This window comes from Streptomyces sp. NPDC087844 (genome assembly GCF_044742785.1).
GTDB lineage: Bacteria > Actinomycetota > Actinomycetes > Streptomycetales > Streptomycetaceae > Streptomyces.
Window position 1 is genome coordinate 1 of record NZ_JBIUVD010000054.1, and the last position, 12,097, is coordinate 12,097.

Sequence of the window (12,097 nt, forward strand, 5' to 3'; positions counted from 1 at the left end):
GAGTTGCCTACGTGTCACACCCATCGTCCTACCAGGTCCTACCCACGCACGGGACCAAAACCCGAGATTGATCACGACGTCACACAGGCCCTAGTACTTCTCCCGGGTGTTCCGGTCCCTCGGGTGACTGAGCTCCTAGATCCGCATGGAGTTGGCCCGCCGGAAGTGCGGGCGCAGCGAATGCAGCCACCTCAGCGCGATAGTGGTCTTACCGACTCCGCCCAGTCCGCTCACCGCGGCCAGTGTCGACCGGCCCTCGCGCGCGGCACGAGCGCGATGACGCTCCAATGCCTCCAACTCCGGTGACCGGTCGATCACCCGTGCGAGCGGTGGGAGCTGCTAGGGCGTTTGTGCGCTGGAGTTCCCCTGCGAACAGATGTGGATGCCACCGTGCACGGCACCTGCCTGGACGACGGCGCCGTACACGGTGCCACTCAACTCGTTGTGGGACTCACGCCCGTCCCTCGGCACTTGCACCTCCTCCTGTATGTAAGTAAGTACCGATTCGTTGTAGGGATCCTTTCCGTGCATGTGATTGCTATCCATGGATCCGGGAAGAGGTCGCCTTCTCCTGCAGCCTTGCGGTGTGTGTACGCGACGGCGAAACGCCCTGTCCCCGGACAGCACGGAGCTGACTGGCATGTTCGGCCAAGAGCAGCTCCTGCTCAAGAGCGCGGTCGTCGAAGGACCGGGCGTGCACCGAGAGGAACTGATGCGGGAGGCAGCTCGCTTCTTCGGGTGGGTGCGGCTCGGAGCCCACATCCGGGATGCGCTGACGTCCGACATCGGCGTGCTGGTCGCCGGCGGGGACCTGATCGAGTCGGAGGGTGGCCTGATGCCCGCGGAAGGTTCCTGACGCTCTCGTGGGCAAGGCTCCCTCGCTGCCTGTGAGCCTCCGCACCGGCCGCATCCGCTGGGGCCGACGGGCGCCACCGAGGTCGACCACGCCGGCTCCTGGGCAAAAGGCCATGCGCTCCGGTGTCCGGACGCCGGTAGGGAGACGCATGGTGTCCGCCGGCGCCACCGACGACCACCGGTACGACCGTGGGTACCGCCAGGTACCCTCGGAGTCATCGTCAACGCGGCCCGACGGGCTTCCGCTCCACCCGGTGGAGTCTCGAAGGACATGCCCCCACCCGCACGAGTCTCTTCGTGCTGCCTGGGGGAAGTCCTTGCTGTTCCGCGCGTCCGCGAGAACGGTCGCCGTCATGGCACTCGACGGTTCACTGTTCCTGCACCTCACCGACCAGTTCGTCCACACGCACGGCTATCGGCCCGGTGCTTCGGAGATGCGCTCCTGGGAGCGCAGCATCCCGCTCTTGACCGCCGCGCTCAACGACGCCGGCCTGGGCGACGTCGAGGTCATGCTGGAGTACGCGCTACCGCTCAACAGCAAGCGTGCCGACGTCGTCCTCGCCGGAGTCCACCCGGTCACGCAGGAGCCCTCCTACGTCGTGGTGGAGTTGAAGCAGTGGAGCCAGGCGGCTCCGCACGAGGACGACCCCACCCTGTGCCATGTCGACGCCTACGCGCACCCTGTGCTCAACCCGATCGAGCAGGTGCGGCGGTACTGCGACTACCTGGTCAACTTCAACGGAGCCCTGGCCGAGCACGGCGAGCGGATTCACGGATTGGCCTTTCTGCACAACGCCACCGAGTTCGGGGTGACGGGCCTGCGGGAGATCGAGTGCGACGGGCAGGGACTGCTCTTTACGGGGGAGCGTCGCGGAGCGTTCCTGGACCACCTCCGGTCGAAGCTGAGTGACAAGCACTCCGGTGCTCCTGCGGCCGACGAACTGCTCGCGGGTGCCACCGCACCGTCGAAGCAGCTGATGGCCGTGGCAGCCGAGGAGGTGAGGGAGCGGCAGCAGTTCGTCCTCCTCGACGAGCAGCAGGTCGCCTACCGCATGGTGCTCAACGCGGTGGAGAGGGCGAAGCGCGCCGACCACAAGGAAGTCGTCATCGTCACCGGCGGCCCCGGTACCGGGAAGAGCGTGATCGCGCTCCAACTGCTCGGTGAGCTGTACCGGAGGGGTGTGGCAGCGGTCCACGCGACCGGGTCGCAGTCGTTCACCAAGACGATGCGCAAGGTGGCCGGTTCCCGGAAGCGGGAGGTCCAGGATCTCTTCAAGTACTTCAACAGTTTCATGGCCACGGAGAAGAACAGCCTGGGTGCTCTGATCTGTGACGAGGCGCACCGTGTCCGGGAGACGTCCGCAAACCGTTACACGCGCGCGGCGCTGCGGACCGGGAGGGCGCAGATCGACGAACTCATCGACGTCGCCCACGTTCCGGTCTTCTTCCTCGACGAGCACCAGGTGGTGCGGCCCGGTGAGATGGGCACCGTGGACGACATCCGTGAGGCTGCGGCCAGGCGGGGCATCGACTGCCACGTGATCCCTCTGGACAGCCAGTTCCGCTGCGGAGGGAGTGACGCCTACCTGCGTTGGGTGGTCCGGCTCCTCGGCCTCGAGCCCGGCGGGCCGGTCGGGTGGGAGCCCGACGGCCGGATGCAGTTGACGGTCGCGGACAGCCCCGAAGAACTGGAGGCGTTCCTCGATGCCCGTCGCGCCGAGACCTACGGTGCCCGGATGTCCGCGGGTTACTGCTGGCGATGGTCCCCCGAGCCGAAACCCGGTGACCCCCTGCCTGCCGATGTCGTCATCGGACGCTGGGCCCGGCCGTGGAACCTGCGCGGGGACCGGTCGGTCTCGGGCGCGCCCCAGTCCGCGCTGTGGGCCACAGACCCCGCGGGTTTCGGGCAGGTCGGCTGCGTCTACACCGCCCAGGGGTTCGAGTACGACTGGTCCGGCGTCATCATCGGCCCGGACCTGATCTGGCGGGGTGATCGCTGGGTCACCGATCGCACCGCCTCCAAGGACCCGGTCTTCAAGAAGTCCACACCGGACACCGACGTGGACCGCCTCATCCGGAACACGTACAAGGTGCTGCTGACGCGCGGCATGGTCGGAACGATCGTGTACTCGACCGATCCGGAGACTCGGAAGAAGCTACGGGAACTGGTGTCCGGCCGACCGGAGCCAAGGCTCGCCGCGATCGAGGAGCCCCTTCTGCGACGGTGAGCGCGTGCTATCCGGCCATGATGCCCGTGCTTCCAGCCGACCGGCGTGTCATATGCCCCGGGGTGGAGGGCCGCTTCCCTAAGATCCCAGGCGTCATTGCGGTCCGACGGGCTTCCCAGGTGGACATGCCCCCATCCGCACGAGTCATTCGTGCCCTGGGGGATCCACCTCGTGTCCATGCTCCTGCTGAAACTGGCAGCTCAGGATCTGCTGACCCTGAACTCGAGACGCCGTATGGTGCCCCACCTCGCCGCGAGGTGGAAGCACTTTCTCAGCACCGATGCTTCGTTGAGCGAACGCTCCGCCTGGGCGGAGAGCCTGGTGCACCTTGCCGAAGACCTGGTCGCCGCCGACCGGGGGAACGTCGAGATGGTCGTCGAGTGTGCGGCCACGCTCGACGAGGCCGACCGGGCCGGCGACCCGCGGCTCATCGACGTCGTCCTCGTGGGCCGTCATCCCGAGGAGAACGGACTGTCCGTCCAACTCGTCGAGCTGAAGCGCTGGTCGACGGTGACCCGGGTCGAGCGAGCCACCGCGGAGCTGGTGCACGTCCCGGGCCTGGGGGAAAAGAAGCACCCCGCGCTTCAACTGCGCGAATATCACGAGGCCTTCACGGGCCTCAGGGGGCCGCTGCACGGCCTGGACTTCGAGTGCGGCGGCTTCGCCTATCTGCACAACGCCACCGATGCGGCGGTGCTCCCTCTGATCGGCGTGGACGCCCCGACCGGTTCCTACGCCCGTGTCTACACGAACGACCGCCGCGCCCAACTGCTGTCGGACCTGCGGAGCAGCTTCGCCGCCGACGGTGCCGACTCGGCGGCCGAGATCTTATTACGCAACATGGGCCTGCGTAACACTCCGCTGCTCGATGCCATGATCCGCTCCAGTGGCGAGGACACGGTCTTCACTCTGCGTGGCCGTCAGAAGAAGGTCGCGGACCAGATCCTCGAGACCGCCGCCCAAGTCCTTCCCGACGCGCAGCGACCCGCCCTCCTTCCCGACGAGCGACGAGTGGTCTTCCTCGTCACGGGCGGTGCCGGCACGGGCAAGAGCGCCATCGGCCTCCAGCTCAAGGCCGAACTGGAGGCGGAGGGGCGCACGGTCAAGTACGCGAGCGGCAGCCGGGCCTTCAACGGAGCCCTGCAGGAGCACGTCGGCTACGGTGACCGGGAGTTCAAAGAGTCCTTCACCTACTTCAGCAACTTCGTCACCCCGCCCGACCCGCCTCTGGACGTACTGATCTGCGACGAGGCCCACCGCCTGCGCGACCGCTCCACCAACCGCTTCTGGAAGCCCGAGGACTGGGGCACCAAACCCCAGGTGGACGAACTCCTCGATGCCTCCCGGCTGACGGTGTTCTTCCTCGACGAGGGGCAGTCTGTCCGCCCGCAGGAGGTCGGCACGGCCGCTCTCGTGGAGGAGGCCGCGAAGCGCTATGGCGCCGTCCTGCGCCATAGCAGCCTGCGGGAACAGTTCCGGTGCGGCGGCAGCGACGGTTACATCCGCTGGGTGCGCGGGGCGCTGGGGGTGGCCGACGCGAAGCCGGAACCATGGACCCCGGACGGACTGATGCACGTCGAGGTCGTGGACAGCCCGGAGGAACTCGAGGGGATCATTCGATCCGAGGCCGGGGCGGGTGCGTCCGCCCGCATGGTCGCCGGTTACTGCTGGCCCTGGACGAAACCCCTCGGCAAGGAGAAGCGGCTCGAACCCGACGTCCGGATCGGTGACTGGCACCGGCCGTGGAACGCGGACAGCGACTCCTTCTGCGAGAACAAGACCGTCCCGCCCTCCAAAATCTGGTCCGTGCACGAGAACGGCCTCGGCCAGATCGGCTGTGTGTACACCGCGCAGGGTCTGGAGTGGGACTGGTGCGGCGTGATCATGGGCGAGGACATGGTGCGCCGTGGTGACCGCTGGGTGTTCCGCCGGGGCAAGGAGCGGGCGGACAAGGAAGCGGGCGTCAAGCGGGTGGCCGTTCCCGGGTCGTTCGACCCCAAGGTGAGGCCGAAGAGCGTGGACGACGACGAGTTCGCCCGGCTCGTCCGGCACGCGTACCACGTGCTGATGACCCGGGCGAGCCGGGCGACCGTGCTCTACTCCACGGACGAAGAGACCCGGGAGTACCTGAAGGGGCTCGTCGGTGACGTCCACATCCACGGCCTGCGACCCACCTGGGAGAACCTTCCGGAGCAGGCACGACAGCCACATCTGCCCCGTCCCGAGCGAGGACGGCGCCGCCGCAGGAAGCGTCAGAAGAAGGACACTCCGCCCGGGGACATGCGTCTCTTCTAGGGCGGCGGACCAGTAGGTGGAGTGGCGGGCTCCCGGGCCCGCCACCTGCCGGTCAGAAGACCAGGCGCGCTGCCACGGCAAGGACCGTCACCAAAAGATTGGTGACGACTCCCACCGCGACGTCGACCAGAATCTGACGAATCCGGTCACGACGTGCACGGGTGTACTCAACGGGGTTCATCGGTTTCCACTCCTGAGCGTGAGCTGGGAATGGCAGGGATCGCCCTACCGGGCATCCGCAGTCACACCGCGTGAAACACGCGGTGGAGACCATTCGCGGCTCATCGCCGAGGACCGGCACCTGGAACACCGCCGACGTACCTCCGGGAAGGTGCGCAGCGGGTAACCACGTTAGTGCACGCGCCAGTTGACGCAGACCGATTTAGGAGGTCGCAGTACCTTCCCCCGGCTGCCGGACGCGACGCGACCGGACGCGATGGCACCTGGACGGGATGTCGCCGGTCGCGGGACAGCGGTCGAATCGGAATGACCTGGCTCAGCCCCGTGTGATCCTGTTCAGATCGCAAAGAGTCCGGTGGTAGTCCAGGTGCGCTTCGTCGACGTGATGACCATTGTGCTGGCGGAGCCGTCCCACTGATTCGCCCCCGTGCGTATTCCTCACGATGGCGTCGACATCGACGTAGATCTCGAGCCCGTCGAAGAGAACGTGGTGGTTGGGGCACAGGCAGAGCAGGTTCGGCAGCTCGTCCGGACCGTTGTGAGGCTTCCCGAGCCCGCGTATGTGAGCGGCCTCGCTGTACGGCCTGCGTCTGTACTGCAGGCGTGTCTCGCAGATCTGGCAAGCGTGGCCGTGCAGTTCCTTCACCTTACTGACGATCGCGGGGTCGCGAACAAGCTGTGAGGAGGTGCGCGTCCGTCGTGCGGCTGGACCGGTCGCACGCTCGGTTGCGGCGGCACCCTCCTGGCCGACAACGCCCTCGTCCCCGTCGAGCAGGCCATCAGCCGTGGCGTACCCGGCGAGGCCCACCCGATCGAGCAACTCACGCTGGTCGACACCGTCGAAGTACGTGCTGCTGCACAGCGTGATCACGGCCTGCAGACGGATGAGGGGGTCCCTCAGCAGCTCAGCGCTTGTGTGGGTGAGGCCGGCAACGGGCTGGTCTGTGTCGAGGGCGCCTGTTCCAGGGGCAGTACCGACGTCACGCTCCATCCCATGCACCTCCCAGAGACCGCTGCCGCGCAGGTGCCAGAAGGGGTACTCGGGGGTGACTCTGGAACCGGCGAGTCCGAACTCGGCGAGGAGCGGACTCACCTCCGCCCGGAAAAGGGCCCACGGTGCCAGGCGTGGCCTGCCCGCGGAGACCCGGGATATCGCCCACAGCAAGGCCAAGGGCTGGTGGCGGCTGGGCGCTTTGCTTCCTGGTTGACGATGAGTGTGGAGGGAGCCCAGGCGCTTCAGCAGGCTCTCTGCGGTGAGCTGGTCAGGTGTGGTCGTGTCTGATGGCGGCGCCGACGCTGACGGAACTACCGGCTGGCTCTTCGCCGGCAGGAGTGGGAGAACGCTGCGGTAACTCTCGGGGGACCGCAGAGTAAGGCTCCGCAGAGGTACGCGAACGTTCATCCGGCGCAGCACGGGCGCTGCGAGGACAGGGTTGGGGAATTCCTTGACGTCCCCCAGCGCCATGATGTGTTCCCAAGTGGCGTTGTCGTCGCCGGCTCCCCAGACCCTTCGTGCCACAGGCGAGCTGGTGAACAGGTGGAGAATGCGTGCGCGAGCGAATAAATGGTTCGCCGTGTAGAAGTACACATCGTCGCCGACACGGCGATCTCGCAGGGCCCGCACTTTTTCGTTGTTGGCTTGCGCGGTGGGAGTGGCACCCCACAGTCGAGCGACTCCGTCCGGGTACAGGGCATTCAGCGTGGCCACCTGGTCACCGAGCACATCCTGGATGTCTGCGATACGAATGCCCTGACGCACCGACTTGGCGAAGTTCTGTGCTCCTCGAAGCTTTGCTCCGCCACGAGGCTGGAGAAGTATCTGCGGCGCCACCTGCTGCGGGCGGTCCGCAGTGGGGATTCCGTCCTCCTTCACGGTGAAGCCGAGTGCTCGCAGACGCTGCGCCACTGTGCGCGCACCCTCACTGAAGTCGTCAGCCGACAGCAGAGTGCCGATCGAGTACAGATGGGCTACGCCGGCTATGGCCTTCGAGTCGTAGCTGTCTCCGTCCACGACCAGGACGACTCGCGGGCGCGGTACGCGCGGAGGAACGGCTGCTCGCGTCGGCCCGCCGGGACGGGTACCGGGTGCTGACCGTACGGCAGCAGTTGGTACGGGACGCGGTACGGGAGTTGGGCGGGGAGCGGCTGGGCACGGCAGCGGTGTCGGTGACGGAGCTGTTCCTGGAGGCCTTGCACGCGCAGGTCACACCGGGCACCAAGCCCACCTGGGAAACCCTGCTCAAGGCGGACGCCGCCGAGCCGGGCTCGAAGGGTGCGGTGCGGTTCGCAGAGTACACGCGGACGGCGTGGGGGGCGGTGGAGCCCCGGATCGCGGAGCTGCTGGGAGTCGGTGGCGGAGGTGGGGCCGGTCCTGTTGGCGCCGGCGGACCCGTTGGCCCTGCCGGTCCTGTGCTGCTGACGGAGGCGGGGGTGTTCGCGCGGTACGACGCGATGGGCGTCCTGGACCGGCTGGCGTCGGCGGCCCGGCAGGGCGGGCGGGGGTTGTGGCTCCTGGTCCCGCAGAGTGACCCGTTGCGCGAGCCCCGGCTCGGGCAGGTGGCCGTGCCGTACCAGGCCGGCCTGGGGGAGTGGATTCAGCTTCCGGACACGTGGGTGGGCAACGTCCATCGGGGGTCCGGCGAGGTTGTGGCTAGTGCGGCCAGTGCGGCCAGTGCGGCTAGTGCCAGTGGTGTCGAGGGAGACGTGAAGTGATCGACCGCAAAGCTCTGTTGAACGACCTGAAGCAGCAGGTCAAGGCGGTCGAGACCGACCTCGGACGCCAGGTGAAGGTGTTGGGCGATGTCAGTGCGCGGCTGAGGTCCGAGTACGACCAGGCACGCAAGCTGGGGCGTACGGCGGCGACGTGGAACGCGTGGTTGGACGAGCGGGTCACGCAGGTCGCGGTGGCGTGGGTGCTGGGGACTGTCTTCGTACGGTTCTGCGAGGACAACCGGCTGATTCCGGAGCCGTATCTGACGGGGGCGGAGGGCGACCGGCGGGAACTGGCGCAGTCTCGGTACGACGCGTATGTGGAGTCGGATGAGGATCCGACGTACCGCGGGTGGTTGGAGAAGGCGTTCGAGGAACTGGGGCAGGGGCAGGCAGGGCGGCTTCTTTTTGATAAGCGGCACAACCCGCTGTACCAGGTACCGCTTTCGCATGACGGTGCGCGGGAGCTGGTCGAGTTCTGGCGGGGGAGGGACGAGGTGGGCGTCCTCGTCCACGACTTCACTGATCCGCTGAACGAGGACGGTACGGAAGGGTGGGACACGCGGTTCCTGGGGGACTTGTACCAGGACTTGAGTGAGCTCGCGCGAAAGACGTATGCCCTGCTCCAGACGCCGGAGTTCGTGGAGGAGTTCATCCTCGACCGCACGATGAACCCGGCGGTGCGGGAGTTCGGGTACGAGGAACTGAAGATGATCGACCCTACTTGTGGGTCGGGGCACTTTGTGCTGGGGGCGTTTCGGCGGCTGGTGCGGCTGTGGGGGGAGGGGCAGCCAGGGCGGGATGTGCACGAGCGGGTGCGGGCTGCGCTGGACTCGGTGCACGGCGTGGACATCAATCCGTTCGCGGTCGCTGTCGCGCGGTTCCGGTTGTTGGTTGCGGCTATGGCGGCAGGCGGTCTACGGACGCTGGAGGAGGCGGCGAAGTACGAGTGGCCGATGCATCTCGCGATTGGTGATTCGCTGATCAAGTCCCGGCAACTGGGGTTGTTTGACGGATTGGAGGGCCAGGACACGGACGATCTGGCCACGTTCGCGTACGCCACGGAGGACGTGCATGAGCATTCCGGAATCCTGCAACAGGGCCGGTACCACGTGGTCGTGGGAAATCCGCCGTACATCACCGTGAAAGACAAGCAGCTTAATGCGTTGTATAAAAACATGTACGACGCATGTGCCATGCAGTATGCGCTGTCGGTGCCGTTCGCTCAGCGGTTCTATGAATTGGCTAAGCGAGGTGAGGTTGAGGGTGATGGATATGGAATGGTCGGTCAGATCACCGCGAACTCATTCATGAAACGAGAGTTCGGAACCAAGCTCATTGAGAACTACTTCGCCCATGAAGTCGAGCTCACTGAGGTCATTGATACCTCTGGTGCGTACATCCCCGGGCACGGCACGCCGACGGTAATTCTGGTTGGCAAGCGCCGTGCCGGGAGCAGTCGGTCGACGGCGATTCGTACGGTTCGCAGCGTGCAAGGGGAGCCGTCTGCACCAGAGAATGCCGAAGAGGGATTGGTCTGGCAGGCGATTATTGCACAAATCGACAAGCCGGGATCGGTAAGCCAGTGGGTATCCGTGGACGACCTTGATCGAATGCAGCACTTCGCGCGCCAGCCGTGGATCTTGACTGACGGTGGCCTGGAGTTGAATGCTCAAATTGAAGGCGCGCAGGTGGCCAAACTCTCGTCTGAGGCGGAGGGTATTGGGTTCTGTGCCGTAACCCGAGAAGATGACGCTTACATGATCGGGGCAACTGCCGCACGGCGATTGGGCGTCCCGCCCATGTCTATCCGATCGTTCTATGGGGGCGCGTCCGTCAGGGAGTGGGGTGTTCAAGACGGCATTGGTACTCTGTTCCCCTATGATGACGCGACACAGGTCGCGCGCATTGATGATGCGACTGAGCGGTTGCTCTGGCGCAATCGCGTGCTTCTTCGGCGACGCAGGGCCCTCTCTGGCACTCAAGAGGAGCAGGGTCTGACATGGTTTGAGTTCTCCAGTTTTAACCGTAGACGTTATTGGTCCCCCTTCCTGATCGCCTTTTCGTTCGTTGCCACGCACAATCAATTCACTCTGCGTCGTGACCGAAGCGGGTTCATTCGAACTGCCCCGGTGATCAAGTTGCGAGAGGGGGCGAGTGAAGAAGAGTACCTACGGTTGCTTGGGCTGCTGAACAGTTCTACGGCTGGGTTCTGGCTTCGGCAGGTCAGCCATGACAAGGGGCGTCCTGGTGCGGATGTAGCAGGCGCGGATGAACCCTGGGAGCACCGCTTCGAGTTCACGGGAACCAAACTGGAGGAATTTCCAATTCCTTCCGAGCTCCCCTTGAAGCTAGGAACTGCACTGGATAGCCTTGTGCAGGAGCTTGCTGCGAATAGCCCCTCCTGTATCGTTTCTGGCAGTGCGCCTACTGCGACTGTGCTACGTGAGGGTCGCGAGAAGTGGGAGACCATCCGTGGCCGCATGATTTCCATCCAGGAGGAACTGGATTGGCAAGTCTACGCTCTCTACGGTCTCCTTGATCAGGAGATCATTGCATCCGCTGAGGCCCTTCCTTTGCTTGCCCCTGCCGAACGAGCCTTTGCTATCGTGTTGGCTCGAAAGAGGGAACGCGGTGAGGTCAGTACGTCGTGGTTTGGACATCACAACCACAAGTTTGCGCCCGTCACCGAGATCCCCGCCCACTGGCCCGCCCCCTACCGGGAGATCGTCCAGAAGCGGATCGACGCCATCCAGTCGAACCGTGCCATCGGCATGGTTGAGCGCCCTGAGTACAAGCGTCGCTGGGCTACCGATGGCTGGGACGCGCTCCAGGAGAAGGCCCTGCGCTCCTGGCTGCTCGACCGGATGGAGAACCGCGACCTCTGGTTCGACGAGAACGGTCAGCCCGCCATCCTCACTCTGGCTCGCCTCATCGACGCCCTTTCGCGCGACGAGGACTTCGTTTCCGTCGCCAAGCTCTACGCACCCCGTAAGGAACTCGCGAAGGTCGTTGCTGAGTTGATTACCAGCGAGCATGTGCCGTTCCTCTCTCCCCTGCGCTACAAGCCCTCTGGCATGAAGAAGCGCGCTGACTGGGAAGAGGCGTGGGACCTCCAGCGCAAGGAGGATGCCGCCCCGGATGAGCCCGCCAAGCGGAAGATCCGGGACTCCATCCCCGTGCCGCCGAAGTACACCTCGGCCGACTTCCTCCGCCCCTCCTACTGGAAGGCGCGCGGCAAGCTCGACGTGCCCAAGGAGCGGTTCATCTCCTACGGGCAGACCAACGCCGCCACCCCCGAGCTGTACGGGTGGGCTGGCTGGGACCACCGCGAGCAGGCGCAGGCCCTCGCCACGTACTTCACCAACACTGCGCTGTCCACCGAGGAGATCACGCCGTTCCTCGCCGGCCTGCTGGAACTCCAGCCGTGGTTGTCCCAGTGGCACAACGAGTTCGACATGTCCTATAGCGGCTCCCCGGCGGACTTCTTCGCCGGTTACCGCCAGCAGAAGCAGGGCGAGCACGGGCTCACTGACGAGGACCTCCGTGGCTGGCGTCCTGCGGCCGCGACCCGAGGTCGTCGCGCAGCAGTGAAGCAGTAGTCAGGAGTAAATCCAGTTCAGTCGGTTTAGGGGCCACCCGGTGCGTGCGCGGGTGGCCCTGCTCCTGCATGCGTAGCGTGAGGTGGGCCGTCGGGCGAGGTGGCAGCGGAGCTGCTCCTTTTCCCAACGGCCTCCTCCCGAACCCGTCGTGCGGCGTTAACCGCAACGGGCTCTCCAGTGATGTTCGTGAACTGCGGTTTCGTGGCCGTCGTGGATGTCCTCGTGGCA

The 12,097-nt window shown here is 65.7% G+C and carries 6 protein-coding genes and 1 pseudogene; 5 read left to right on the top strand and 2 right to left on the bottom strand.

Annotated features, from left to right (window positions below; translation table 11 throughout):
* Positions 1-640 precede the first annotated feature (640 nt).
* From ACIOKD_RS41755 to ACIOKD_RS41765, 3 genes are all read left to right on the top strand, one after another.
* Positions 641-856, top strand: a complete 216-nt coding sequence (locus ACIOKD_RS41755; RefSeq protein ID WP_402093694.1) for a hypothetical protein — start codon at positions 641-643, stop codon at positions 854-856.
* 316 nt (positions 857-1,172) lie between these two features.
* Positions 1,173-3,083, top strand: coding sequence for a DNA/RNA helicase domain-containing protein (locus ACIOKD_RS41760; protein WP_402093695.1), 1,911 nt, complete (start codon positions 1,173-1,175; stop codon positions 3,081-3,083).
* Between the two features lie 288 nt (positions 3,084-3,371).
* Positions 3,372-5,378, top strand: coding sequence for a DUF2075 domain-containing protein (locus ACIOKD_RS41765; protein WP_402093697.1), 2,007 nt, complete (start codon positions 3,372-3,374; stop codon positions 5,376-5,378).
* Between the two features lie 52 nt (positions 5,379-5,430).
* Here the strand turns inward: ACIOKD_RS41765 and ACIOKD_RS41770 are convergent, their stop codons facing one another.
* A complete protein-coding gene (locus ACIOKD_RS41770) occupies positions 5,431-5,559 on the bottom strand; it encodes a DUF6408 family protein (protein WP_328938692.1) in 129 nt (42 codons plus the stop codon).
* Between the two features lie 315 nt (positions 5,560-5,874).
* Entirely contained in the window at positions 5,875-7,569 is a 1,695-nt protein-coding gene (locus ACIOKD_RS41775) for an HNH endonuclease (protein ID WP_402093698.1), read from the bottom strand.
* 8 nt (positions 7,570-7,577) lie between these two features.
* On the opposite strand from ACIOKD_RS41775, the pseudogene ACIOKD_RS41780 reads away from it, so the two are divergent.
* Positions 7,578-8,270, top strand: a pseudogene (locus ACIOKD_RS41780) (BREX system serine/threonine kinase PglW); the annotation flags it as partial.
* Positions 8,267-11,869 carry a BREX-2 system adenine-specific DNA-methyltransferase PglX gene (pglX, locus tag ACIOKD_RS41785; RefSeq protein WP_402093700.1) on the top strand — a complete coding sequence of 1,201 codons (3,603 nt, stop codon included), beginning with the start codon at positions 8,267-8,269 and terminating at the stop codon, positions 11,867-11,869. The pseudogene ACIOKD_RS41780 and the gene pglX, both read left to right, overlap by 4 nt.
* The last annotated feature ends 228 nt before the right edge of the window (positions 11,870-12,097 follow it).